Raw genomic sequence first — 24,401 nt, forward strand, 5'->3', positions numbered from 1 at the left:
CACAGATGTATTCGAGGTAAACCAGTCCTGACGATATGCGCTCACCGGGCGGTGATTGATTTCTTCGATCAGCCGAGTGGCGAAGGGAATTGACAAGAAAGAGGACAGGGGAGGCCGGTCAGCATGGAACCCATGCGCTCTCGGCCCCTCCTCGCATTCATTTGTGCCGCCACATTTCTGGTCTATCTCGACACCAGCATCACCCCGGTCGCCCTGCCCGATATCCGTGCCGACCTGGGCGGCGGCACGACCGCCGGGCCATGGCTGCTCGACGCGTACACGCTGTCGTTCGCGTGTCTGCTGCTGACGGCGGGCTCGCTGGGTGACCGGCTGGGCCGCCGGAACGTCCTGGCCCTCGGCATCGCGGGGTTCACCGCGGCCTCGGCGGGCTGCGCGCTGGCCCCGGACACCGGCACGCTGATCGCCGCGCGCGCCGCGCAGGGTGTGTTCGCCGCGGCGATCGTGCCCCTGTCGCTGGCGGTGACCTCGGGCCTGTACGACGACGCACGGCAGCGCGCCCGGGCCATCGGCATCTGGGGCGGCACCAGCGGGGTGGCGCTGGCGCTCGGACCGCTGCTGGGCGGGCTGCTGGTGGACGCCGCGGGCTGGCGCAGCATGTTCTGGATCAACATCCCCATCGGTGTGGTCGCCCTGGCCGGGCTGCTCGCCACCATGCCGCCCGCCGCGCCGTCCGGTGCCGGGCGGCGGGTGGACGCCCTCGGGCAGCTGCTGTTCACCGGCGGCGGCGCCGCGCTCACCTTCGTGGCCATCGAGGGGCGCGCCCTCGGCTGGCTGTCCGCGACGGTCCTCGCGCTGGCTGCGGTGGCGGTGGCGGCGCTGGCGGTGTTCGGCTGGTGGGAGTCGCGTACGCCGGAGCCGATGCTGCCGCCGACGCTGCTGCGCATCCCGACCGTGGCGATCGCCTGCGCCGTCAACTTCCTCGGGCTGCTGGGGCTGTACGCGGTGCTGTTCCTGCTCACCACCCATCTCCAGGGTGCGCTCGGGCTGTCGGCCCTCCAGACCGGGCTGCGCTTCGTCACCCTGTTCGGCTGTCTGGCGGTGGCGGCGGTCGCCGCCTCGTCCGTGGTGGCGCGCTGGGGCACCCGCCGCACGATGGTGACCGGCCTGGTGTGCGTGGCGGCGGGGCTCGCGGGGCTGACCCTGGTGGAGACCGGTGTCGGCTACCCCGGTTACGCCTGGGCGCTGGTGCTGCTCGGGGCGGGCGTACCGCTGTCGAGCGGGGTGGTGGCGATCCAGGCCATGATGGGCGACGTATCCCCGCGTCTGGCCGGGACCGCTTCGGGCACGGTGAACACCTTCCGGCAGTTCGGCGCCGTCCACGGGGTCGCGCTGGCGGGGATCCTGTCGCCGGAGCGCGGTGGCACGGTCCACGCGATGCATCTGACCTTCCTGGCCACCGCGGTGGCCGCGGCCCTGGCCGCCGCGCTGACGGCGGTGGTGCTGCCCGGGTCAGCGGCGCGGCGGCCAGTCGAAGCCGACGGGGTTGGGGACCGGAACGGCGCCCGCGGTCATGACGAGGTCGGCGAACGGGCGCACACACGCGACTAGTTCCTCGGTGCGCGCCTGCCCCAGCGCCCGGTAGGGGCGCGCCGCCAGGCGGTCGGTGTCCGTCTCGATCCGCTCGCGGACGCCGGCACCGGCCGCCGTCAGCGTTCCGTCCTCGCGCAGCCAGCCGCGGCGGACGAGTTCGCCGAGCGCGCCGGACCAATGGGCTTCCGTCCACTTGTGGTACTTCTCCGCGTCGGACCGCGGTGAGCGGCCGGACGCGGCGGAGAGCACATGCGCCGCGCACGGATCGATCTCCTGCCCGGCCAGCACCGCGACATGGCCATCGCCCCGGTACTCGCGCAGCGTGGTCAGCGCCTGCCACAGCGCCAGGTGCGGCGCGTCGGGCACCGGCAGCGCGGCGTTGGCCGCGCCCAGCGGACGCCCGCCCGCGCCGTCCGCGACGGTGGCGGCGGCCGTGGCGAGTTCGGCCGCCCGGACCAGGCCCGGGGCGTCCAGCACCGGCCCGGCCAGCCGTCGCAGCGCCGCGTCCATGGCCGCGAGCCTGGCGCGGAGGACGTCGTGCGGGGTGGCGTGGTCCCACAGGGCGGGCACGGAACGGGACACCATGGCGGGCGCCAGGTGGTAGAACACCGAGGTCGCGGCGGCGGCGCCGATGGCGCCCAGCGGTGCGGCGCGGCAGCCGAAGTACCACATCCACCGGCCGGGCAGCCCCAGCGGCCCGGTGGCCGCCTGGGTCTCCGGCGCGTAGTACAGGACGGCGTGCACCGGTTCGGCGGTGTGCCAGGCGTACCGGACCAGGCTCAGTTCCACGCTCGGTGTCCCCTTGCGTCGGCCATGGCCCGTACGAGCCGGTCGAGGATGTGCGGCGAGGTGGCGAGGTTGAGGCGGGCGTGGCCCGCGCCGGACGCGCCGAAGAGACGGCCCGCGCTGAGCGCGACCCTGGCCTCGCGCAGCCAGAACTCCGCTGGTTCGGCGGGAAGTTGCAGGCCCCGGAAGTCCAGCCAGGCCAGATACGTGCCCTCTGGGAGGCGGTAGCGGACGGCGGGCAGCAGCTCGCCCAGCAGGTCGGCGAGCAGCCGCCGGTTGGTGTCCAGGGTGCGGAGCACCCCGGCCAGCCAGGCGTCGCCGTGACGGTAGGCGGCGGCCCCGGTGGCGATGCCGAGCGGGCTCACGCCCCCGTGTAGAGCTTCATCGCGGGGGCTGTCCGTCCCGGAGCCATGCGGCGATCCGGGGTCCGATGACCGTACTGTCCTTGATCCACTGGAAGTGGTCGCGGTGGACGACGGCCGACGACGCGTCGATGTGCCAGCGCGTGATGTCGGCCGTCGCGGTCCGGCCGCACAGGAAGTCCACGTTGGACTTCGGGCCCAGCGGGTCCTCGTCCAGGGAGATGGCGAGCACCGGCAGCTTCAGCGCTGCCAGCTTGCGGTCGTAGTCGTACGACCCGCCCCGGGGCCGGTAGTGGCTGGTCAGCGAGTGGCGGGACCAGTCGGCCATCACCCGGCCCTGCATGGCGCCGGGGATGAGCACTCCGCCGGGCCACCGCCCGGTGATCCGGGCGACCAGGCCGATCCACTGGATCTTCCACAGCGCCTCGAACCAGCGCCTGCGTTCGAACGCCTTCCAGTACACGCTGCCGGTGCCGATGATGGTGACGCTGGAGATCCGGTGCGGCGCGGTGGCACTGAACAGCAGCGCCACCTGGCCGCCGAGGCTGTGCCCGAACAGATGCAGCGGCGCCTGCGGAAAGCGCTCCACCACGGCGTCGACGATCGCGGGCATGTCGACCTCGAGCAGCTCGCGGTAGCCGAAGTTCGGCGCGTCGCCCAGCTTCGGGGTGGACTCGCCCTGGGCGCGCAGATCGACGGTGGCGACGGAACAGCCCGCTGCGGCCAGAGCCTTGGCCATCGGCAGGTAGAACTTGGCCTTCATCGCCATCGCGGGCAGCATCAGCACCACCGGCGCGGCGGGGTCCTGGTGCGGCAGCAGCCGGATGACGAAGCCCGCGCCGTCCGGTGTGGTCGGCCGCAGCTCTTCGAGCGCGCCGAACTCCGAGGGGCGCTCCTCGCTCTTGCTCGGCGTGGTCATCAGCGCTCCTGGTCCGCGCCGGTGGCCACGTCCACGACGTAGTCGAAGGTGGCCTTGGCGACGAGGACGTCGGCGTCGTCGTACATCAGCGCCTTGCCGTCCACGTCCATCCGCAGCTCGCCCTCGGCGGCCAGCACCTCGCGGATCGCCCGCTCGTCGATCAGCCCGAGGGCGCGGATACGGCCGATGGCGGGCTTGCGGAAGGCGGTCCTGCTGTCCCGCAGCACGAAGCGGCGGATGGTGTGCAGCCGGGTGGCGGCGGCGCCGAGGAACGCGGCGGCACCGGCGATGTCGGCGGCGAGGAACAGGGCGCCCGCGTGCACGGTGCCCATGTGGTTCGTCAGATGCTCCGCGTCGGGCACCTCCACGACGGCGCGCTCGGGGCCGATCTCGGTGACCCGCACTCCGGCGTGGTTGCCGAACGGCACGAGGGTGGTGCACACGCGCCGGATCTCGTCGTAGTCCGGATCGGCCGGGTCGATGTGGCCGAACGCCGCCGAGTAGGCGCCGCCGGGCTGGGTCTTCACGTCGGTGGTCACGCTCGTCATCCCCTGCTTGATCGGTGGCTGAGTGATGGGTGCCTGTGTGATCGGCCGCTGAGTGTTCGGTTCACGCATCGCGCTGGACGGTGCGCAGCACCCGGCGGCCGATGGACCAGCGCAGCACCTCGGACGCCCCTTCGTAGATCCGTACCGCCCGGGCCTCCACCAGGAAGCGGGCCACCAGATGGTCCTCGCACACCCCGAGCCCGCCGTGCAGCTGCACCGCCCGGTCGAAGACCCGCCAGACCGCCTCGGCCACGAAGGTCTTGGCGACGGATGCGGCGTGGCGGGCGTCCGAACTGAGCGGGCCCCGCTCGTCGAGGACGGTGGCGGTGGAGTGGATCAGGGCCCGGGAGGCGGCGATGTCGATCTCGTTGTCCGCGACCAGCCCCTGTGCCATGCCGTGTTCGGAGATGGGCACGCCGAAGGCGGAGCGGCCCCCGATGTGGCGGGCGGACAGCTCATGGGCGCGGGTGGCGAGGCCCAGCCAGTTCATGCACAGGGTCAGCCGGGAGGGGGCCAGCCGCGCCTGGGCGTGGTCCAGGCCCCGGCCGACCTCGCCGAGCACCGCGCTGTCAGGGACGACGCAGTCCTCGAACGCCACCTCGCTGTGGCCGCCGGGGTTGCTGTGGTCCAGGGTCGGCATCCGGCGGCCCACCTTCATGCCGGGGTTGTCCTGGTCGACCAGGAACAGGGTGACGCCGTCGTCGGTGTTGGCCACGCATATGGTGAACGCGGCGCCCTCGGCCCCGGTGGTGAAGTGCTTCCTGCCGTTGATCACCCAGCCGTCGTCGGTCTCCTCGGCGACGGTCATCAGCATGCGCGGATCGGACCCTGCGCCGGGGGCGGGCTCCGTCATGGCAATGGCCGAGCGCACCTCGCCCGCGGCCAGCGGGGCGAGATAGCGGCGGTTCTGCTCCTCGTCGCAGGCGTGCGCCAGCAGATGGATGTTGCCGTCGTCGGGCGCCGAGCAGTTGACGGCGAGCGGGCCGATCAGGCTGGTACCCGCCGCCTCCATCACCAGCGCCGCCCCACGCATGTCCAGGCCAAGACCCCCGTGTTCCACGGCGGACATCGGCCCGAAGACGCCCGCATCCTTGGCCGCCTTCTGGAGTTCCAGGCGCAGGGCGTCGTCCATGGGGCGGCCGTCCACCACCACCTCCCGCTCGACGGGGAGGACGCGGTCGTGAACGAAGGCGCGGGTACGGGCGGCGAGTTCCTGTGGACTGGGCACCGCGGACTCCTCCTCGGCTGGGCGAGCATCGGTATGTCGCGACCATCGGTGTGTCGCGACCATCGGTGTGTCGTGGCCATCGGTATGTCGCGACCATTCCGCCAGACCTCCGCGCGCGGGATACGTGCCATTGCCAGAACCAATCGGCCGAATGGAGACCGAATGCCGCGCGTTCTCCGCCGCTCTCCTTCGGAGAGACTTCCGGTGCCCGCCGATTCCGCGCCGATATCAGGAGGACGAATACCGTGGCGACTTTGGCTGACCGGACGGCCCTGGAGGTCGTGGCCGTCCGCGACGAGGCGGCGGAAGTGCGCTCATTCGAACTGGTCGATCCGGACGGCGGGCTTCTGCCGGAATGGGCACCGGGCGCGCATATCGACGTGCTCGCCCCGGACGCCGATCCCGAATCGGTACGCCAGTATTCACTGTGCGGAAATCCCGATGACCGCCGCCGCTACCGGATCGCGGTATTGCGCGAGGAGAACGGCCGCGGCGTCTCGCGCTTTCTGCACGACCGTATCGAGGCCGGTGCACGGCTGCTGGTGGGCACTCCGCGCAACAATTTCCCGCTCGTCGCCTCCCCCCGCTATCTGTTCATCGCGGGCGGCATCGGCATCACGCCGCTGCTGCCGATGCTCGACGCGGCGGCGGCCCGGGGCGCGGAGTGGGAGCTGCACTACGGGGGGCGGCGGCGCGAGCGGATGGCGTTCCTCGCCGAACTCGGCGGCCACGGCGAGCGGGTGCGGGCGCTGCCGGAGGACGAACACGGGCTGCTGCCGCTGGCCGGAATCCTGGACACCGCCCGGCCGGACACCGCCGTCTACGCTTGCGGCCCCGAACCGCTGCTCGCCGCCGTCGAACGGCTGTGGGGCGAGCGGCGCACGGGCACCCTGCACATCGAACGCTTCCAGGCCCGCGCCCAGGAGCCCTCCACCGTCCCCGACCGGGAATTCGAGGTCCGCCTCGCCACCACGGGCGGAACCGTCCGGGTCGGCCCCGGGCAGTCCATCATGGACGCCCTCGGCGCGGCGGGCGTCGACGTTCCGTCGTCCTGCCGCGAGGGGACCTGCGCCAGTTGCGAGACCACCGTGCTCGACGGCGACGTGGAACATCGCGACTCGGTGCTGACCGAGGACGAGCGGGAGAACGGCACCACCATGATGCTCTGCGTGTCCCGGGCCGCTTCCCCGCACCTGGTGCTGGATCTCTGACCATCGACTAGATCGGACATCACATGCAGCTCACCGTTCTTGGATGCCGGGCCGGGATGCCCGCGGACGGACAGCCGAGTTCCGGGTACCTGGTGGAAACCGCCGGGGCGCGACTGCTGCTCGACTGCGGACCGGGTACGGCCGTCGCCCTGGGCGCGGTCGCGGCGCCGACCTCCCTGGACGCGGTGGTGATCACGCATTTCCATTCCGACCACTGCTACGACCTGCTGCCGATCGGCAAATCGCTGCTGAACGGCCTGGTCGAGGTGCAGGGCGGCCCGCCGCGCCGCACGGGCGAATTCCGCCCCGTACCGCTGTACGTCCCCTCGGACGCCCGGGAGTTGTTCGCCAGGTGGGGCGCGCTGTTTCCGGTGGCCACGCTGCCGCTGCTGGACCGGGCCTTCGAGGTGGCGTTCGACGTGCGCGAGTACACCCCCGGGACAAGCTTCCGGGTCGGCGACTGCACCGTCACGCCCCGGGAGTTGCGGCATGTCCTGCCGAACTGCGGGCTGCGGGTGGAGGCCCCGTCCGGCTCCCTGGCGTACACCGGGGACACCGGTGTCACCCCGGCGCTGACAGAACTGGCCGCCGGAGTGGACCTCCTGCTCGCCGAGGCGACCCTTTCCGAGCCCGACGACAGCGACCACGGCCACCTCTCCGGTACGGACGCGGGCCGCACGGCGCACGCCGCGGGCGTCGGCGAGCTGGTGCTCACCCACTTCGCCTCCAACGAGCCGGAATGGCTCGCGCATCTGGCCAAGACCGCCACGAGCGAGTTCTCCGGCCCTGTCCGGCAGGCCGCACCCGGACTGAGGATCCCGGTGCGGTCGGCCGGATAGCTGCCCAGGGGGCGTTGTCAGTGCCGGCTGCGATGCTGCCGTCATGACCCCTTGGAATCTGCTCGACCTCGACAAGGCGCTGCGGGCAAGCTGGGCCGCCGACACCTGTTCACCTGATGACCTGGCCGAATGGCAGCCGGGCAACCCGGCCCGCGGGCACTGCGACATCACGTCCCTGGTCGTCACCGATGTCTTCGGCGGCGACCTCGTGGTCGGCGAGGTGTATCTCAAGGACGGTTCCCGGCGCGGCTCCCACTGGTGGGTCCGGCTGCCCAGCGGCGTCGAACTCGACCTGACCCGGGAGCAGTTCCAGGACGGGCAGACCATCACGGCCGCCCGTGTCGTCCCGCGCCCGCCGGGTCCGCTGCGCCGCCGCTGGGCGGAGTACCTGCTGCTACGTGAGCGCCTCATCGAGCGCCTGGGGCCGCTCCCGGGGCCCGTCTGATCCGGGAGCGGGCGCACCCGTGATCTTGGCGGTGAGCGCCTCGAGGGCGTGGGCGTAGCCGCGCCATCCCATTCCCGAGGCGTAGACGGCCGCGGACGCGGCGAAGATGTCCTCGCGCGTCCTGCCGTCCACGGCGGCGAAGGCCGAGATGTGGACGACGGCGAAGGGCAGGCCGGTGTCGTTGAGGGCGTCCAGCAGCGAGTAGCCGTAGGGCGTGAGTCCGGCGGGGTTCACGACGATGAGGTCGAGGGCGTCCTGACGCTCATGGAGCCAGTCGATCAGTGCGCCCTCGTGGTTGGACTGGAAGTGCTGCGCGGCGACACCGATACGGGCGGCGGTGTCATCGATGTCGCGCTCGATGTCGGCCAGGGTGGCGTGCCCGTATTTGTCGGGGCGGCGCTTGCCGAGCCGGTTCAGGTTCGGGCCGTGGAGTACTGCGGCTCGCATCATCGGGTTCTCCGTCGTCGGGGGGGGGGAGGAGGGTCGGTCTGGGTCGCCGACCGCCTAGCGCGGCCAGTTCGCCGCGGTGAGCAGGCGCGCGGTCGACTGCATCGCGCGCTCGGCGACCCACGCCACGGGCAGGGTCTCCAGCGCGTCCGAAACGGGTTCGACCGTGACCGGCGGTGGCGTGTCGCCACCGGCGGCGAGAGCCGCGCGGAGGAAGTCGGCCAGCGGGAGTACGCCGTCACCCGGGAACGCCCTCAGGTGGCGGGATTCCTCGGCCAGGCTCTTGCCCGGCCTGGGCACGAGATCGGACACCTGGAGACCGGCGGTGAGGTCGAGGACGTCGGGCGTGAGATCGGTGACCTCCGCGCCCGAGCGGAAGAAGTGCACGACGTCGAGCACCAGCTTCGCCCTCGGGGAGCCTGTGGCGCGTACGAGGTCCACGGCGGTGGGCAGATCGCGGACGGTGCTGTAGGGCATGAACTCGAAGGCCACGTCGGCGGTGGTGATCTCCTCGCACAGGGTGGCGAACTCCCGCCTCACGTCCTCCACCGTCCCCGAGAACGCGGCCACATGGACCCGGTCCGGGTTCAGGATGCCGATCAGGTCGATGACGAGGGCGTTGAGGTGCCGGGCGATGCCGCGTTCGCCGAGGCGGATCAGTTCGAGTTCCGCGACCCGCAGCCCGTGGCCGCGGAGGGCCTCGGCCATGGCTTCGGGCGGGATGCCGCGCTCCAGGCACGCCACGCACTGGGCCACCGAGATGCCGACCGCGGGGAATCCGCTGCGCCGGGCCGCGTCCAAGGAGGCTTCGAAGTCCCGGCCACGGAAGGTCATGGCCCCCAGGGCGAGTTGGTCAGATGTCATGGTGCGGCCGCCCTTCACCGGTGCGTCAGCTGTGCCGGGCGGGCCGCGCCGAGGTCCACGGGCCCGCCGGTCCGGGCGGATTCGTAGATCGCGAGGACGATCTCCAGGGCCTTCCTGGCCTCACGCCCCGTGACGAGCGGCTCGCGGCGTTGGGCGACGGCGTCGATGAAGTCGTCGATCTGTAGGGCGTGGTAGGGCGTGAGCCCCTCGTGGATCGTGGCGAGGGACGGATCGGAGTCGATCTCGGTGGAGTGGACGGGCCGGTAGCTCTCCTCTCCGGCGACGGTCCAGATGTCGTTGAACGCCGGTTCGCCCTCGGGGAATTCGGTGATGCTGACGGTGGCGCCGTTGTCCCCGGTGACCAGCACCTGGGTGCCGAGGCCGGGGGCGAAGGTCGTACCGGCCTGGATGACGCCGAGGGCGCCGTTCGCGAATTCGAGGGTGGCCACGGCGGTGTCCTCCACCTCGATGTGGTCGCCGTGCTTGAGGGTCGCGATGTTCCCGCTCACCCGCACGACGGGCGATCCCACGCACCACTGCATGAGGTCGATGTAGTGGATGGCCTGGTTGATGAGGACGCCGCCGCCGTCGGCGTCCCATGTCCCGCGCCAGGGGTCGGAGGTGAAGTACGCGGCGTCGCGCCCCAGGCGCAGGGCGACGCTCGCGAAGACGGGGGTGCCGATGCGGCCGTTCCGGATGGCCTCATGGGCGCGTTGCGACGCTTCCCAGAAGCGCCGCTGGAAGAGGCCCCCGAAGGTCACACCGGCGGATTCCGTGGCCTCGATCATGTGGTCCGCTTCGGCGAGCGAGATGGAGATCGGCTTCTCGCACAGCACGTCGAGGCCGTGGCGGGCCGCGGCGACGACGGTGGCCTCGTGGGAGGGGTGGGGCGTGCAGACGGTGACGGTGTCGACGCCGGAGCGCATGAGGTCGGCGGTGTTGTCGTAGGCGTGGGGGATGCCGAACCGGGTGGCGAACTCCGCGGCCCGTGCGCCGTCGATGTCGCAGCAGGCGTACAGCTCGGCGTTGTCGTTGGCGAGCAGCGCCTTGGCGTGGTTCAGCGCGATCCTGCCGCATCCGATGATTCCCACGCGGAGTGTCCGGGTCATGGTCGGTCTCGGTCCTTGTCTGTCGGGTGGCGGGGCTCTGTCGCGGTGACGGACGGCTCTATCGGGTGACGGTCGGCCGCTGGGGTTGTGGCGTGGCCGTGGGGGCGGACGGCTTGCCGAGTCCGGACATGGGGGTCCGGTAGGTCTCCCTGCCGGTCGCACACGAGGTGGCGGCGACGGCCATGGCGAAGGCGACCAGGAGGGCGACCGGGATCCAGCCGCCGGGACCGTCGCCGAGGATCGCGTAGGCGATGGTGGGCGCGAAGCCCGCGAAGCCGATACCGACCTGGGTGCCGATCGCCGTTCCCGAGTAACGCACGGGGGTGCTGAACCACTCCCCGTACATCGAGGGCCAGGTGGCGTTCAGGCAGCTGTAGAAGCACGAGGTGACGAGGAACGCGCCGAAGAAGATGTACCCGAGGTTCGCGGTGGACAGCGCGTGGAGGTACAGGAACATGGTCGCCGCGAAGCCGAGCGCCCCGCCGATGAACACCGGTTTGCGGCCGATCCGGTCCGCCAGCAGCGCGGCGAGGGGCTGCATCACCAGGGCGAGGACGTTGGCGAAGATGGCCACCCACAGCATGGTGGTCCGCGAGAGCCCGACGTCGTCCCCGGTCGCGTAGGCGAGGGCGAAGACGGAGAAGATGCTGCCGCCGACGGAGTTGAACTGGCACAGCGCCACCCGCAGCACGTCCCACGGTTGTGACCTCAGGACGGCGACCGCCGGCAGGCGCGCGGTGCGATCGTGCGCCTTCTTCTCCGTGAACTCCCGGGGCTCCTCCAGGCGCCGCCGCACCCAGTACGCCACCACGACCACCACGGCGCTGGACCAGAACGGAATGCGCCACCCCCACGCGAACAGCTGCTCATCGGGCAGCGTGGACACCGCCAGGAACATCAGGCTCGCGAGGATGAACCCGGCCTGGGTCCCGGTCAGGGTCCAGCTGGTGTAGAAGGCACGGCGGTTCGGTGGCGCGTGTTCCAGGGTGAGCGAATTGGCACCGGCCTGCTCGCCACCGGCGGAGAATCCCTGGGCGAGCCGGAGCAGTACCAGCAGGACGGGGGCGAGGATGCCGATGCTGCTGTAGGACGGCAGGCATCCGATGAGGAACGTGGATGCCCCCATGAGGACGAGGGTGAAGAGCATGACCTTCTTGCGCCCGACCCGGTCCCCGAAGTGGCCGAGCACCACGCCTCCGACCGGGCGCGCGACATAGCCGACGCCGAAGGTGGCGAGCGAGGCCAGGGTGCCGATGGCTCCGTGGGCGCGGGTGAAGAACACTTCGTTGAAGATCAGCGCCGCGGCGGACCCGTACACATAGAAGTCGTAGTACTCGAGCATGCTGCCGAGGAAGCTGGCACGGGCGGCCTGGCGGGCCTTGGCCTCGTTCCAGGTGGCCTCATCGGGGGGAGCGGGAGGGGTCGTCGGGGACATGTCTGGGCCTTTCCGGGTGCGTGTGCCCCCAGGCGGCTCCGCTGGAGGGGGCAGTGTGCGTAAGGCATGGCTGGGAAGGCCGGTGGCGCGGGTGATCGACCCGGTACCGGCCAGGCGAGAGCGCGGCGAGGCGCGTTCGGGGGCCGCTGCGTCAGCGGCCCGCACACCGACTTTGTACCACCTGGACCAAAGTTTCGTTAACCCCCTGGACCAAAAAACGTCACACGGCAGAAAGGCCCGCCACGCGACACGGCGCGGCGGGCCCTTGTCCTGCGGATATCCCGGGTCTAGGGGGTGACGGCGAAGGCGCGGGTCACCACATCGCCGATCATGCGGCGGAAGTGCGCACGGGCCTCGGGCCCGTCGAGCGCGTAGTCGTACAGGGCGTCGAAGGTGTACTGGTTCGTGATGTGGAACAGCGAGAAGCTGTTGACGAGGACCTGTACGTCGATGGGATCGACGTCGGCGCGGATGCTTCCCTGCTCCTGGCCGCGGCGCAGGATGTCGGCAACGATGTCGAGCAGCGGCGCCCAGAGCTTCCGCAGCTCCCCGGATTGACGGAGGTAGGCCCCGTGCAGCATGTTCTCGCCGACCACGAGACGGACGTACTCGCGATGGGTGTCGTGGTGGTCGAAGGTCTTCTCCGCGAGCCGCCGCAGGGCCGCGACGGGGTCGGAGTCCGCGGGACCCACCTCGCGCAGCAGCGTCTCGGCCATCTGCCGGTACGACCGCTCCAGCACGGCCGTGTACAGACCTTCCTTGCTGGTGAAGTAGTAGTAGATCATCCGCTTGGTCGTGGCGGTCTTGGCGGCGATCTCGTTCACGCTCGCGGCCCCGAGGCCGCGCTCCGCGAACTCCGCCGTGGCCACGGCGAGGATGTCCGCCTTCACCTGCTCAGGATTACGTCGACCCCGGGCCCGGTTCTGCCCGCCCGGTTCGGTGACAGCCATCCCGCTCCTCACCATCCGTGCGCTCGGTGTGCGCGCCCATGTGACCGGCATCGAGCCTACCCTCGGTGCCGGGCGTGGACGGCCAGCCCGCCCTGACCCGCTCCGGGTGGCCCGCCGGTTCCGGTCCCGGGTCGGCCGTACGCCGCCCGTGCTCGGCCACCTGCCCCGCGGTGGCGCACCAGACGTCCTCGTACGACCGGATGTGGTCCAGCAGTTCCGCGAGCAGCAGCGCACGCCCCGGCTTGCCGATGGACTGCGGGTCGAGGGCCAGGACCCAGCACAGGCCGTGGTCACGGTAGGCGTCGAAGGAGTCCTTCCAGTCCGCCAGGACGTCCCGGTAGGCCGCGATGCGGGATTCTCCGGGCGGGAAGGCCACGGGGGCGCCGTTGTAGAGGAAGTACGGGTGGTCGGCGTACTCCCACTGCCACGGCACCTCCATGACCGGCGTGGGCCGCCCGCCGGACCACAGCGGGTGGGGGCGGTCGTCGCCGTGGGTGGACGAGGACCACCGGAAGCCCAGCTCGTGGAGGAGCGCGGCATGCCCGTCGCCCAACACCCCGGGCGCGGCGCGCAGTCCGGTCGGCCGGACCCCGGTCACCGCCTCCAGCGAGGCGGCCGTGCGCGACCACGCGTCCCGTACGCCCGCGTCCGGGGTCCGGCCGGGGACCGGGGGCGCCGCGGCCGCGATCTCGTGCCCCGCGGCGGCGATCCGCCGGACCGCCCCGGGGTGGTGGGTGGCGGTGTGTTCGGGGACGAACCAGGTGGCGGGCAGGGCGTGGGTGTCCAGCAGGTCGAGCAGCCGCGGTACGCCGCGGCGTATCCCGTACGTCCCCAGGGACAGCGTCTTGGGCCGCTGCCGGGCGGACGGGTGGAGCCGGAGCCAGAACAGCTCGGCGTCGAGGGTGAACGTCAGCACCACCGTGCAGCGCGCGCCCTCCGGCCAGCGGGGGCGCGGTTGCCGCCGCCGGGGGTCGCCGATGCCGGGTGCGGGCGTGTCCGTCGCCATGTCAGACCTGTCCGTCGTCATGTAGGGCCGCGCTCCGCGAGCGCCACCAGTCGGCGATCTGGGCACCGGTGGCGAACCAGACGTCGCCCCGGCGTGCGATGTGGTCCAGCAGGCGCCCCAGGGCGCGCACCCGTTGGGGTTTGCCGATGACCTGGGGGTGCAGCATCAGCACGTAGCACAGCCCCCATCGGTGGTAGCCGTCGAACTCGCGGCGCCAGTTGTCGAAGGTGGCGAGGGTGCTCGCGACGCGGTCCAGGCCCTGCGACTCGGGCGGGGATTCGTTGTAGACGAACTGCTGGTAGTCGTCCAGCTCCCAGTGCGCGGGGATCTCCGGCCGCGGATGTCGACCGCGAGCACGGCCCCGGTGATGGCGTCGAACCCGGCCGCGAAGACGATGCTGTCCAGCTCGTACGTGGCGTCGGCGGTCCGTATACCGGTACTGACCTGCCGTCGAGCGGACCCCGCGGAACCATGCACATGGTTATTGACTTGGGCTGAACCCTCAGGTCATGTTGGGTCGACAAACGGGCCGCACGAGCGAACCAGGAGCCGTGGCGATGTCTGAGCAGACCCAGCAGTGCCCCGTGAGTCATACCGACTACCGGAGCACCACCGCTCCCGCCGGACACTACGACCTTCTCGACCGCGAACGTGAAGCGAGCCGCTACCACTTCAGCGACACCACGGAGCGCGGCTTCTGGATGCTGACCCGGTACGACGACGTGCTCAAGGGCTTCCAGAACCCCGACACCTTCACCAACGACGTCACCAGCGCGCTCAACCCCGAGCGCGGCATCGACCTGCTCCCCCAGCAACTCGGCGGGGAGGAACACGCCCGGCTGAGGCGCGTGGTCAACCCGTACTTCTCCCCGGCCGCCGTCCGCCGGATGGAGCCCTTCGCCACCGCCCGCTGCGTCGAGCTGATCGAAGAGCTGCGCCCCCACGGGAGGTGCGACTTCGTGGCCGAGTTCGCCATCCGCTACCCCACCGATGTCTTCCTCGACCTGCTCGGCCTGCCCACCTCGGACGGGGCGTTCTTCGTGCCCTGGGTCGAGGACGTCTTCGGCGGCATCTTCACCGGCGACGCGGAGCGCGCCCGTTCCGCGTCGGCCAAGATCACCGACTACTTCGACGCCCGGGTGAAGGAGCGCCGCCGCAACCCGCTCGACCCGTCCGTGGACCTGGTCTCCCGCCTGGTCCAGGCCCGCCGCGGGGCCGACGAGGAGCCGCTCACCCACGACGAGATCCTCACCGTGTGCCTGACGCTCACGATGGCGGGGCTCGACACCACCCGCAGCGCGCTCGGCTACATGTTCTGGCACCTCGCACGGCACGACGACGACCGCGCCACCCTCATCGGGGATCCGGGCGTCGTGCCCGATGCCGTCGAGGAGTTCATACGGCTCTATCCGCTCGTCATCCAGGCCGGGCGCGAGGTGTCCCGTCCCGTCGAACTCGACGGGCTGCGGCTGGACGCGGGCGAGGTGGTGTGGCTCGGCATCGGGTCGGCCAACCGCGACCCGCGCAAGTTCCCCGAGCCCGGGACGTTCCGGCTCGGCCGCAAGGGCGTCAACCAGCACCTCGGGTTCGGCGCAGGGCCGCACCGCTGCCTCGGCATGCACCTGGCCCGCGTCGAGCTCGCCATCGTGCTGCGCGAATGGCACCGGCGCATCCCCCACTACCGCATCGCGTCCGACGCCCCGCTCGTGGAGCGGGGCAGCCAGCTGACGCTGATGAGCCTGCCGCTGGAGTGGGACGCATGACCGCCCGGCTCCGCCTCGACGCGGCCCGCTGCACCGGCCACGGGCGCTGCTACACCGTGGCCCCCGATCTGCTGAGCGACGACGAGGAGGGGTTCGTCGAGCAGCGCGGCACCGACCTCCCCGTACCCGCCCCGCTGCTGGGCCAGGCGGCCGACGCCGAGAGCGCCTGCCCCGAGATGGCCATCACCCTGCTCGATGCGACACCGCCGCCCACCACGACGGGCGGAGAGCCGTGACCGGCCGCCTCGACGGCCGCGTCGCCGTCGTCACCGGAGGCATGTCCGGGATCGGCTCCGCGGCCGTGCGCCGCTTTCTGGACGAGGGCGCCGCCGTCGTCGCGGGCGATCTGCGCGGCCGCCTCCTCGCCGACCTCGGCGCCGACACCGTCCAGGTCGAGCCCGCCCGGGGCTCCCCCGCCCGCCGTCACTCCCCCGCTCACCGGCGGCCCGCCGCGCGGCTCGCTGTAGGCACACCTACCCCGCGAACAAGCGCGGTGTCGCCCTCGACCTGGACGCGCCGAAGGGCATCGCCGCGCTGGAAGCCCTGATCGCCGCCGCCGACATCCTGGTGACGTCGCTCTCCCCCGCCTGGCTCGCCGAATGCGGCCTCGGCCACCGGCGGCTGCTGCGCGCGCACCCGCACCTGATCTACACGTCCATCACGCCGTTCGGGCTCCCCGGCCCCAAGGCCCACTACGTCGACAGCGACCTGGTGCTCTGGGCGGCCGGAGGCCCGCTCGACCCGCACCGGGAGGGCGACCGGCCGCCGGTGCCCATCAGCGTCCCGCAGGCGTATCCGCACGCGTCGGCCGACGCCGCGTCCGGTGCGCTGCTCGCCCACCTCGCCCGGCGCGCCACCGGTCGCGGCCAGCTGGTCGACGTCTCCGTCCAGGCGTGTCTGCCGCTCGCCACACTCGGCCGGGCGCTCACCGACGCCGTCGGCGACGAGAACCCCGCGTGGCAGCGCAACCCCGTCGCGCGGAGGGCCCGTACGGACCAGAGCGGAAGCGGCGCCGCCACGTCGAGCGCGATGAAGAAGTGGGCGTGCCGGGACGGCGCGGTCGAGTTCCACCTCGCGATGGGCCCCGCCTCGGGAGGCTTCACCAACACCTTCTTCCGGCTGCTGCACGACGAGGGCGCCTGCGAGCCGCGCTTCGCCGCCTGGGACTGGCGCCTGCTGCCGGAGCGGGTGGAGAGCGGCGAGGTCACGGAAGGCGACCTCCGGGCGGCGCGCCGCGACATCCGCGCCTGGTTCGCCGGGAAGACGAAGGCGGAGATCCTGGAGGCTGCCGTCAGCACCGGCTGCTGTGCATCGGCATCGCCGACATGGCCGATGTCGCCGCGAGCCCCCAACTGGCCCACCGGGGCTACTTCACGACGGTCGGCGACGGGCCGCGCAAGGCCACCATGCCCGGACGGTTCGCGCAGGTCAGCAACTCCCCGTACCCGTGCGTACGGCGTCCGGCGCCGCGCTTGGGCGAGCACACCGACGAGGTGCGCACCGAATGGACCGCCCCCGCGGAACGGACCGAGCCCTGCGCGGAGGTGTCCGACCGGCACCGGCCCCCGCGCTGGAGGGACCGCGGGTGCTGGACCTGTCGTGGGTCGTCGCCGGTCCTCTCGTCGGACGGACGCTCGCCGGCCACGGCGCGGAGGTGGTGCGCGTCGAATCCAGCCGGCGGATCGAGACCTCGCGGCTGATGCCGCCGTTCCACGGGGGCGTGCCGGGGGTGGAGAACTCGGCCCTCTTCGGCAACGCCAACGCGGGCAAGTACGGCCTCGCCCTGGATCTCGGCAAGGAGGCCGGACGCGCGGTCGCCGCCGACCTCGCCGCCTGGGCCGATGTGGTGGTGGAGTCCTTCTCGCCCGGCAGGATGGCCCGCTGGGGGCTGGGCCAGGAGACGTTGCGGGCGCACAACCCCCGTCTGATCGTGCTGAGTTCGTCCCTGATGGGGCAGACGGGCCCGCACGCGGCGCTCGCCGGGTACGACAGCACCGGCGCCCCCGAAGGCGAGGCGGGCATGAGCGTCGGCGTGAACACCGAGACCGTGGCGGCCGCCGGGCCGGGCCGCCACCGGCGCCCGGGTGACAAGGGCTCGGGCCGCGCCCGTGGCGTGCTGCGCCGCCCCGGGACCTGGCTGAGTCTGGCGTGGATCACCGTGGTCGTCCTCGGCAGCCTCTCCGCCTCCGTGCTGGCCCCGCACGACCCGCTGGATCAGAACCTGCGCCGCATCTATCAGGGCCCGTCCGCGCGCCGCTGCGCGCGGTGGACGGGGTGAGCCTGCGCGTCGAACCGGGCGAAACGGTGGGCCTGGTCGGTGAGTCCGGGTCGGGCAAGTCGACCATCGGCCGGGCCGTCCTCGGCCTCACCCGGGCCCCCGAGGGGCGGATCTCGTTCGACGGCGCGGACATCACGCGCGCGTCCGCGCGCACCCGCCGAGCGCTCGCGTCCGACCTCCAGGTCGTCTTCCAGGACCCGTACAGCTCCCTCAACCCGAGCCACCCGGTGGGCAAGACGCTCGCCGAGCCGGCGGCGGCGGAAGGGGACGGGCCGGGAGCAGGCGGGTGCGGAGATCCGGCGGCTGCTGGCGGCCGTCGGGCTGCCCGACGAAGCGGCGGACCGGCATCCGGCGCGGTTCTCGGGCGGTCAGCGGCAGCGCGTCGCCATCGCCCGGGCGCTGGCGGTCTCGCCCCGCCTGGTCGTCTGCGACGAGCCGGTCAGCGCGCTGGACGTGTCCACCCAGGCCCAGGTGATCAATCTGCTGGCCGCGCTCCGGGCGGAGCTGGGCGTGGCGTATCTGTTCATCGCCCATGACATCGCGGTCGTCCGGCACATCTCGCACCGCGTCGTCGTCCTCTACCGGGGCCGGGTCATGGAGTCGGGGCCCGCCGCCGAGGTGTGCCTGCGGCCGAGCCATCCGTACACGCCCCGGTGCCGGATCCGGCGCTCCAGCGCAAGCGCCGCCAGGTGCGGCGGGCCTCGGTGTCGACCTCGACGGCGGCGGCCGTGACCGTGGACGGGCCGGGCTGCCCCTTCGCGCCCCGCTGCCCGCACACGGCGGACGTGTGCTGGTCGACGCGGCCCGGCCGCACCACCGTGGGCCGGGTGGAGTTGAGCTGCCACCGGTACGATCCGGGCTCGGGCCACCCCGACGCGGGCACGCCGCTCCCCGGCCCCTCCCCGACGGGAAACGGGCATGGGCGCCAACCCTGATAAGGGTTCCGGTATACTCCGCCCCATGGAGGGACCTTGGCTATCAGGTGAGGAAATGGCACCGACGAAGACTCTCAAACGCGGAGCCAAGGTCGCCGAGGCGCTGGCCCAGGAGATCGTCCACGACATCGTGAAGCGCAAGCTGCCCCCGGGCACGCTGCTGCCGTCCGAGGCGCAGATGATCGAGGACTACGGCGTCGGGCGCGGCTCGCTCCGCGAGGCGCTGCGGATCCTCGAAGTCCACGGGCTGATCACGATGAAGCCGGGGCGCAACGGCGGCCCGATGGTCATCGAGGTGCGCACGCGGGACTACGGGCGGATGTCGACGCTCTTCTACCACCTCGGCGGCGTCACCTTCGGTGAACTGCTGGAGGCGCGGCTGGTGATGGAGGCGACGATGGCCCGGCTCGCCGCCGGGCGCAACGCGCCGGAGCTGGGTGAGCAGCTGGCCGAGTCGTGCGAGAAGTCCGTGGTGGAGGACGACGATCTGTACTTCGCCGCCACCCATGACTTCCACCGCAAGGTGTCGTCCATGTCGGGGAACCCGATCCTCAACCTGGTGAGCATGTCGCTGGAGGACATCTTCCACGACCAGGTCAGCGGCTTCCTCTTCCCGCCCGACCGGCGCGAGGACGTGCAGGCCACGCACAAGGCCATCGCGCGGGCCATCGCCAAGGGGCAGGCCGCGACGGCGGAGCGGCTGATGCGGCAGCACATGCAGGAGTACGCGGACTATGTGCGCAGGCGCCACCCCTCCCTCGTCGACCAGGTCGTCAACTGGCACTGAGCGGCATTTCACTGTCACGGGGGTCAGCGGCCGCGCCAGACGGGTCGAGCGGGGCCCCGGCCCTGCACGAGCTGACGCCGCGCGAGGCCAGGGAACGGCACGCCGCGATGAGCACGCTGTTCGGCGCGGGGCCCGCCATGGCGAGGGTGGAGGAGGCCGTGGCCCCGGGGGACGGCCACGTGGGCGTCCCGGTCCGGCTGCTCGTCCCGTGCGACGCGCCGCGCGGGGTGATCCTCTATCTGCACGGCGGCGGCTGGGTGGTCGGGGCCCTGGACGCGTTCGACACCCTCGGCCGCAGGCTCGCCCGGCGGACCGGGTGCGCCGTGGTGCTCGCCGACTACCGCCTCGCGCCGGAGCACCGCTACCCGGCGGCCCCGGCCGACGCCTGGGCCGCGCTGCGCTGGGCGGACGCGCACCGGGCCCGCGTCGCCGGACCGGCCGCCCGCTGATCGTGGCGGGGGACAGCGGGCGGCAACCTGGCGGCGGTGGTGGCCCGGCGCCCCCGGGACGAGGGCGGCCCGGCCGTCGCCGCGCAGGTGCTCCTCTGCCCGGTGACCGACTGCCACCCGGACACCGCCTCGTACCACGACCCCGCGAACCACCTCCTCCTCACCCGCGCCACCATGGCCTGGTACTGGGACCACTACGCCCCCGACGCCGCCGCCCGCGGGCGCGCGTCGCCGCCATGATCGGCCCGACCGCGGAGCACGCCGACATCGCGCGCGAGGTCGGCTTCGAGTGGTCGCCGGGCGGCGAGGAGACGGTGTATCTGCGCAGCCGGGTGCTCCTCGCGTGCCGCGAGGCCGGACTGCACGCCCTCACCGGCCTGTGGGAGCGCATCGACGACCTCGACGGCCTCCGTGCCTTCGCCCGCCGCGGCCGGGCCCTCGGCTTCCGCGGCATGGTCGCGATCCACCCGGCCCATGTCCCGGTCCTCAACGAGGTGTTCTCGGCCACCCCCGAGGAGGCCGCGTTCTACACCGGGCTCGTCCGCGCCTACGAGAGGGCGGCCGCCGACGGCAGCGGCGCGGTGCGCTACCGGGGGCTGCACATCGACCGGGCGCACTACGACAAGGCCGTCCAGTGGCTCGCGACCCGGCAGGGGCGGTTCAGTGCGTGAACGCGGTGTGATCGAAGGTGCGGCGTCAGGAGCCCCAGATCTTCCGGTACGCCGCCCGATAGCCCGGAGGGTTCCAGCTCGTCGCCCCCGCGCTGTTGGCGGCCGTGGAGATGTGGACCGGGGCGGTGTATCCGCTGGGAGGCCGGCCGGAGAACGCCCGGTTGAACTCGTCGACCATCTGCCAGCCCTGCTGGGACAGCGGCTCGGGCACGGTGGCGGCCTGGTACTGCCGGTGGTTGATGCGCTGGAAGGCCGACGGATCGCCGTCGCCCGCGCCGATGTTGAAGGGCGGGCCGGAGCCCGGTCTGCCGCCCGCGCGGAGGGCGGGGGCCGCGTCCGCGAAGTACAGGTCGTTGATGGCGACGGAGTAGGTCCACTCGTCCCGGAAGCGGGAGAGCAGGGAGGAGACCTCCTGCGGGGTGCGGCTGCCCGCGTCCGGGATCGGAATGTTCTCGTAGGCCAGCAGCCTGACGTCCCGGCATCTGGCCAGCCCCTTCCGGATCAGCTCGGACTTGTTCCTGGCGAACGGGATCGAGGCATCGGTGAAGATCACGACCCCGGCCCTGCCGTCGGACCGCGCGATCACCCAGTCCGCGCTGATCCTGGCCGTGTCCTCGACCCTGGTGGTGACGTTGGTGAACAGCCTGGGCCTGGTGCTGGGCCCGGGGGACGCGACCGCGTGCCAGCCGATCAGCGGGATGCCCGCCGCGTTGGCCTGCGCGACCTGCCGCGCGGTCGACTTGGGGTCGAAGCCGCCGATGACGATGCCCGAGGGTTTCAGGGTGACGGCCTCGCTCAGCGCCGCCTGGATGCCCGCCGGGGTGCCTCCGCCGTCGATCACCCGGACCCGCCAGCCGATGGCCCTCGCCGCTTCCCGCACCCCCTGCGCGGCGCCCGCGACGCCGGGGTTGGTCATGGTCTGCGCGACATAGACGATGGTCTTGCCGGGCACCGCCCGGGGGCCGCGGGTCGGCCCGTTCCAGGGGGCGTCGCTCCGCTCGGCGCGCTCGACGGCGGCCTTGGCCCGGGCGAGGACCGCGGGACAGCCGCGCGGCCCCGCGGTGGACTCCCCTCCCCCGCCCGACGAGCCGCGCTCGCAACCGGCGAGGACGCCCGCCGCCAGCAGCACGGCGGCGGTGAGGGCGGTCCTACGGCGGGGCCGCACGGGAACTCCTCCGCCGGTCCGCGGTGATGCCCGTACGCAGCCGGCGACGCGCGGAGTAACCGGCCAGGCCGACGACGACGAGCAGGGTGCCGCCGTTGAACAGCGGCGTCACCCAGAACTGGGCACCGAGCTGGCCGATGCCGGAGAGCCCGATGGCGAGGACCGCCACGGCGACGACGGTGCCCAGGGCGTTGGCGCGGCCGGGTTTGATCGCGGTGGAGCCGAGCAGGGCGCCCGCGAAGGCGGGCAGCAGATAGTCGAGGCCGACGCTCGGGTTGCCGAGCTGCTGCTGCGCCGCGAGGAGCACCCCGGCCAGGCCGACGACCAGCCCCGATACGGCGAAGGCGCAGACGGAGTACCGGCGGGTGGGGATGCCGACGAGGTCGGCCGCGCGGCGGTTCGAGCCGATGACGTACAGATACCGGCCGAGCGGCAGCCGCTCCAGCAGCAGCCACAGGGCGACGGCCAGCGCGAGCACGTAGAAGGCGGGGACCGGCAGGCCGAGGAAGGTGGAGTCGTAGAGGTCGGTGAAGGCGTCCGGCAGGCCGTCAGGGCCGGGGACGATCCTGCCTCCGCCGGTGACCCAGCCGGTGACGGCGTAGAGCATGCTCCCGGTCCCGAGGGTGGCGATGAACGAGTCGATCTGGCCGAACTCGGTGATGACACCGTTGAACACCCCGACCGCCGTGCCCCCCGCGATCACCGCCAGGCAGGCCATCGGCCACGGCCACCCTTCGTGGACGATGAGCTGCATCACCATCACATGCGCCAGGCCCAGGCCGTATCCGATGGAGAGGTCGAAGTTGCCGGTCACGATGGGGACCGTCGCGCCGAGCGCGAGCATCGCCGGGATCGACTGGTTGGCCAGGATCGAGGAGATGTTCTCCAGGGTCGGGAAGGTACGCGGCAGGGTCACGGAGAAAATGAGGAACAGCAGGGCGGTGAGGGCCAGCAGGCCGTACGTACCGATGAGGTGCCCGCCCGCCCGGGCCCGGTCGCTCATGTCCCGGACGCGGGCAGCGCCGAGGCCGCACGGGTGAGGTCAGCGACGGTGAGCGACGCGCCGCTCAGCTCCGCCGTCACGGCGCCCCGGACGAACACCAGGGCGCGGCGGCACACCCCCGCGACCTCCTCGAAGTCGGTGGAGATGAGCACCGCCGCGAGACCGGCCGCCAGCGCCTCGTCGAGCAGCCGGTAGAGCGCCGCCTTGGCCCCGATGTCCACGCTCGCGGTCGGCTCCTCCAGGATCAGCACCCGCGCCCCGCCCCGGAGCCACCGGCCGAGCACGACCTTCTGCTGATTGCCGCCGGACAGGGTGGCGATCGGGGCCTCGCTGTCGCGGGGCCGCACCGCGAACCGTTCGATCAGGGTGAGGGCCTCGGCCCGCTCCCGGCGGGGGCTGATCCAGCGCCGCACCGGTGGCCCGCCCGCCGCCAAGTTGGCCAGCAGGTTTTCCCGTACGGTCAGTTCGGCGGCGCAGCCCTCCTCCACCCTGTTGCCGGTCACCAGGCCGACCCCGGAGGCGACGGCGGCGGCGACCGTGCGCGGGCGGTACGGCCGCCCGTCGAGCAGCGCCCGCCCGGCGACGATCGGCCGGGCGCCCGCGAGGGCGCGGCCCAGCTCCCGGTGCCCGGCGCCGGTGAGCCCCACCAGGCCGAGGATCTCCCCGGCCCGCACGTCGAGGGAGACGGGTCCGCACTCGGCCGTCCGGACGCCGTCGAGGGTCAGCACGGCCGGTCCCGCGGCGGGGGCGGTGCCGGGCCGGTATGCGGTCGGCTCGTCGCCCACGATGTCCCGCACCAGGCGGGCGGCGCCGTGGGCCGCCAGCGGGCCCCGGCTGACGAGGCGGCCGTCGCGCAGCACCGCGAAGGCGTCGGCGACCTCGTACACCTCGTCCAGGCGATGGCTGACGTAGAGGATGGCGTGCCCCAGGTCGCGCAGGGTGTGCAGGACGTCGAAGAGCCGGGCGCAGTCGGCGGCGGGGAGGCTGGCGGTCGGCTCGTCGAGGACGATGAGCCGCGCCCGTGACGCGAGGGCGCGGGCGATGGCGACCAGCGAGCGTTCGGCGGGCGCGAGGTCGGCGATCCGGGTGTCCGCCGGGAGGTGTCCGGCGATGGTCCGCAGCACTTCCGCGGCGCGCTCCCGGGTCCCCCGCCAGGAGATCAGCCCGCCGCGGCGGGGATAGCCGGTGGTCAGGGCAATGTTCTCGGCGACCGTCATCCACTCCACGAGGCCGAGGTCCTGATGGGTGAAGGACATGTTCCGCGAGGCGGCCTCGGTCCCGAGCGGGTGCCCGGCCACCGTCACCGTCCCGCCGTCGGCGGGGTGGTATCCCGCGAGCACCTTGATGAGCGTGGACTTCCCGGCGCCGTTGGGGCCGAGCAGCGCGAGCACGCTGCCCCGGTGGATGTCGAGGTCGACGCGGTCCAGGGCGAGCGTGCCGCCGAACCGCTTGCTGAGGCCCCGGATGCGGACGAGCGGTTCCGGTCCCGCGGCCGGGGAGTTCACCGAGGTGTCGACGGCGTCATCCACGGACGTCTCCGGGCCGGCCTGGCGAGCATTCCCACCTCACATCCGCGACCTTAGCGGGATCGATCATGGCGTTTATCGAAATGAGCCGGGCTCGGCGCCTCCGTTACTCCAACGGGTCAAC

Annotated in this window: 26 protein-coding genes and 5 pseudogenes; 16 read left to right on the forward strand and 15 right to left on the reverse strand. The window is 72.5% G+C overall.

The genetic code is table 11. From position 1 onward, the window contains the following. Positions 1-132 precede the first annotated feature (132 nt). A complete protein-coding gene (locus LCH29_RS22990; RefSeq protein ID WP_446463623.1) occupies positions 133-1,569 on the forward strand; it encodes an MFS transporter in 1,437 nt (478 codons plus the stop codon). On the opposite strand, the gene LCH29_RS22995 is transcribed toward LCH29_RS22990, so the two are convergent. The 5 genes from LCH29_RS22995 to LCH29_RS23015 form a co-directional block, all read right to left on the reverse strand. Continuing rightward, the gene (locus LCH29_RS22995) at positions 1,471-2,340 is read right to left on the reverse strand and encodes an SCO6745 family protein (protein ID WP_446463624.1); all 870 of its coding nucleotides are present in this window, start codon (positions 2,338-2,340) and stop codon (positions 1,471-1,473) included. The genes LCH29_RS22990 and LCH29_RS22995 overlap by 99 nt on opposite strands. After that, on the reverse strand, positions 2,331-2,702 hold the full coding sequence (locus LCH29_RS23000; RefSeq protein ID WP_446463625.1) for a hypothetical protein: 372 nt from the start codon (positions 2,700-2,702) through the stop codon (positions 2,331-2,333). The genes LCH29_RS22995 and LCH29_RS23000 overlap by 10 nt, the downstream gene beginning before the upstream one ends. 16 nt (positions 2,703-2,718) lie before the next feature. Next, complete coding sequence (locus LCH29_RS23005) at positions 2,719-3,618, reverse strand: alpha/beta hydrolase family protein (RefSeq protein WP_446463626.1); 900 nt, start codon at positions 3,616-3,618, stop codon at positions 2,719-2,721. Next, positions 3,618-4,166, reverse strand: coding sequence for a PaaI family thioesterase (locus LCH29_RS23010; protein WP_446463627.1), 549 nt, complete (start codon positions 4,164-4,166; stop codon positions 3,618-3,620). Before LCH29_RS23010 ends, LCH29_RS23005 begins: the two co-directional genes overlap by 1 nt. A 61-nt stretch (positions 4,167-4,227) precedes the next feature. Beyond that, positions 4,228-5,394 (reverse strand): acyl-CoA dehydrogenase family protein, encoded by a 1,167-nt coding sequence (locus LCH29_RS23015; RefSeq protein ID WP_446463628.1) that lies wholly within the window; start codon positions 5,392-5,394, stop codon positions 4,228-4,230. Positions 5,395-5,639: 245 nt separating this feature from the next. On the opposite strand from LCH29_RS23015, the gene LCH29_RS23020 reads away from it, so the two are divergent. The 3 genes from LCH29_RS23020 to LCH29_RS23030 are packed head-to-tail and all read left to right on the forward strand — an operon-like array spanning position 5,640 to position 7,889. Next, on the forward strand, positions 5,640-6,605 hold the full coding sequence (locus tag LCH29_RS23020; protein WP_446463629.1) for a PDR/VanB family oxidoreductase: 966 nt from the start codon (positions 5,640-5,642) through the stop codon (positions 6,603-6,605). Positions 6,606-6,661: 56 nt separating this feature from the next. Next, a complete protein-coding gene (locus LCH29_RS23025) occupies positions 6,662-7,444 on the forward strand; it encodes an MBL fold metallo-hydrolase (RefSeq protein ID WP_446463630.1) in 783 nt (260 codons plus the stop codon). A 43-nt stretch (positions 7,445-7,487) separates the two neighbouring features. Next, on the forward strand, positions 7,488-7,889 hold the full coding sequence (locus LCH29_RS23030) for a YunG family protein (protein ID WP_446463631.1): 402 nt from the start codon (positions 7,488-7,490) through the stop codon (positions 7,887-7,889). On the opposite strand, the gene LCH29_RS23035 is transcribed toward LCH29_RS23030, so the two are convergent. The 7 genes from LCH29_RS23035 to LCH29_RS23065 all read right to left on the reverse strand — a co-directional run bounded on the left by LCH29_RS23035 (position 7,839) and on the right by LCH29_RS23065 (position 13,866). Beyond that, positions 7,839-8,339: a type II 3-dehydroquinate dehydratase gene (locus LCH29_RS23035; protein WP_446463632.1), complete on the reverse strand. Its 501-nt coding sequence runs from the start codon at positions 8,337-8,339 to the stop codon at positions 7,839-7,841. The two genes, LCH29_RS23030 and LCH29_RS23035, sit on opposite strands and share 51 nt — an antisense overlap. A gap of 54 nt (positions 8,340-8,393) precedes the next feature. After that, complete coding sequence (locus tag LCH29_RS23040; RefSeq protein ID WP_446463633.1) at positions 8,394-9,200, reverse strand: sugar phosphate isomerase/epimerase family protein; 807 nt, start codon at positions 9,198-9,200, stop codon at positions 8,394-8,396. A gap of 14 nt (positions 9,201-9,214) precedes the next feature. Beyond that, a complete protein-coding gene (locus tag LCH29_RS23045; RefSeq protein WP_446463634.1) occupies positions 9,215-10,309 on the reverse strand; it encodes a Gfo/Idh/MocA family protein in 1,095 nt (364 codons plus the stop codon). A 58-nt stretch (positions 10,310-10,367) separates the two neighbouring features. Continuing rightward, positions 10,368-11,744 carry an MFS transporter gene (locus LCH29_RS23050; protein ID WP_446463635.1) on the reverse strand — a complete coding sequence of 459 codons (1,377 nt, stop codon included), beginning with the start codon at positions 11,742-11,744 and terminating at the stop codon, positions 10,368-10,370. A 287-nt stretch (positions 11,745-12,031) separates the two neighbouring features. After that, positions 12,032-12,694 carry a TetR/AcrR family transcriptional regulator gene (locus LCH29_RS23055; protein WP_446463636.1) on the reverse strand — a complete coding sequence of 221 codons (663 nt, stop codon included), beginning with the start codon at positions 12,692-12,694 and terminating at the stop codon, positions 12,032-12,034. After that, positions 12,645-13,700 carry a polysaccharide deacetylase family protein gene (locus LCH29_RS23060; protein WP_446463637.1) on the reverse strand — a complete coding sequence of 352 codons (1,056 nt, stop codon included), beginning with the start codon at positions 13,698-13,700 and terminating at the stop codon, positions 12,645-12,647. The genes LCH29_RS23055 and LCH29_RS23060 overlap by 50 nt, the downstream gene beginning before the upstream one ends. A gap of 1 nt (position 13,701) precedes the next feature. Continuing rightward, complete coding sequence (locus tag LCH29_RS23065) at positions 13,702-13,866, reverse strand: hypothetical protein (protein ID WP_446463638.1); 165 nt, start codon at positions 13,864-13,866, stop codon at positions 13,702-13,704. A 391-nt stretch (positions 13,867-14,257) separates the two neighbouring features. Between LCH29_RS23065 and LCH29_RS23070 the strand changes: the two genes are divergently transcribed. From LCH29_RS23070 to LCH29_RS23125, 12 genes and pseudogenes are all read left to right on the forward strand, one after another. Beyond that, the gene (locus LCH29_RS23070; protein WP_446463639.1) at positions 14,258-15,463 is read left to right on the forward strand and encodes a cytochrome P450; all 1,206 of its coding nucleotides are present in this window, start codon (positions 14,258-14,260) and stop codon (positions 15,461-15,463) included. Beyond that, a complete protein-coding gene (locus LCH29_RS23075) occupies positions 15,460-15,699 on the forward strand; it encodes a ferredoxin (RefSeq protein ID WP_446463640.1) in 240 nt (79 codons plus the stop codon). Before LCH29_RS23070 ends, LCH29_RS23075 begins: the two co-directional genes overlap by 4 nt. Next, a complete protein-coding gene (locus LCH29_RS23080) occupies positions 15,696-16,010 on the forward strand; it encodes an SDR family NAD(P)-dependent oxidoreductase (protein WP_446463641.1) in 315 nt (104 codons plus the stop codon). The genes LCH29_RS23075 and LCH29_RS23080 overlap by 4 nt, the downstream gene beginning before the upstream one ends. After that, positions 15,998-16,720 (forward strand): annotated as a pseudogene (locus tag LCH29_RS23085) (CoA transferase); the annotation flags it as partial. The gene LCH29_RS23080 and the pseudogene LCH29_RS23085, both read left to right, overlap by 13 nt. Before the next feature lie 68 nt (positions 16,721-16,788). Next, positions 16,789-16,890, forward strand: a pseudogene (locus LCH29_RS23090) (hypothetical protein); the annotation flags it as partial. A gap of 77 nt (positions 16,891-16,967) precedes the next feature. Further along, positions 16,968-17,741, forward strand: a complete 774-nt coding sequence (locus LCH29_RS23095) for a CoA transferase (protein WP_446463642.1) — start codon at positions 16,968-16,970, stop codon at positions 17,739-17,741. A gap of 26 nt (positions 17,742-17,767) precedes the next feature. Beyond that, a pseudogene (locus LCH29_RS23100) lies at positions 17,768-17,917 on the forward strand (ATP-binding cassette domain-containing protein); the annotation flags it as partial. Between the two features lie 130 nt (positions 17,918-18,047). Further along, positions 18,048-18,122, forward strand: a pseudogene (locus LCH29_RS23105) (hypothetical protein); the annotation flags it as partial. A 72-nt stretch (positions 18,123-18,194) separates the two neighbouring features. Beyond that, positions 18,195-18,473, forward strand: a complete 279-nt coding sequence (locus LCH29_RS23110; protein ID WP_446463729.1) for a hypothetical protein — start codon at positions 18,195-18,197, stop codon at positions 18,471-18,473. A gap of 258 nt (positions 18,474-18,731) precedes the next feature. Next, positions 18,732-19,463 (forward strand): FadR/GntR family transcriptional regulator, encoded by a 732-nt coding sequence (locus tag LCH29_RS23115; RefSeq protein ID WP_446463643.1) that lies wholly within the window; start codon positions 18,732-18,734, stop codon positions 19,461-19,463. A 137-nt stretch (positions 19,464-19,600) separates the two neighbouring features. After that, positions 19,601-20,152 (forward strand): annotated as a pseudogene (locus LCH29_RS23120) (alpha/beta hydrolase fold domain-containing protein). After that, the gene (locus tag LCH29_RS23125; RefSeq protein ID WP_446463644.1) at positions 20,149-20,583 is read left to right on the forward strand and encodes an aldolase/citrate lyase family protein; all 435 of its coding nucleotides are present in this window, start codon (positions 20,149-20,151) and stop codon (positions 20,581-20,583) included. The pseudogene LCH29_RS23120 and the gene LCH29_RS23125 overlap by 4 nt, the downstream one beginning before the upstream one ends. 25 nt (positions 20,584-20,608) lie before the next feature. On the opposite strand, the gene LCH29_RS23130 is transcribed toward LCH29_RS23125, so the two are convergent. From LCH29_RS23130 to LCH29_RS23140, 3 genes are read right to left on the reverse strand one after another with little or no spacing between them, the layout of a single operon-like run. After that, positions 20,609-21,748 (reverse strand): substrate-binding domain-containing protein, encoded by a 1,140-nt coding sequence (locus LCH29_RS23130; RefSeq protein WP_446463645.1) that lies wholly within the window; start codon positions 21,746-21,748, stop codon positions 20,609-20,611. Then, the gene (locus LCH29_RS23135; RefSeq protein WP_446463646.1) at positions 21,732-22,751 is read right to left on the reverse strand and encodes an ABC transporter permease; all 1,020 of its coding nucleotides are present in this window, start codon (positions 22,749-22,751) and stop codon (positions 21,732-21,734) included. Before LCH29_RS23135 ends, LCH29_RS23130 begins: the two co-directional genes overlap by 17 nt. Beyond that, complete coding sequence (locus LCH29_RS23140; protein ID WP_446463647.1) at positions 22,748-24,280, reverse strand: sugar ABC transporter ATP-binding protein; 1,533 nt, start codon at positions 24,278-24,280, stop codon at positions 22,748-22,750. Before LCH29_RS23140 ends, LCH29_RS23135 begins: the two co-directional genes overlap by 4 nt. Positions 24,281-24,401 lie beyond the last annotated feature (121 nt).

It is taken from the genome of Streptomyces sp. BRA346 (genome assembly GCF_052851135.1).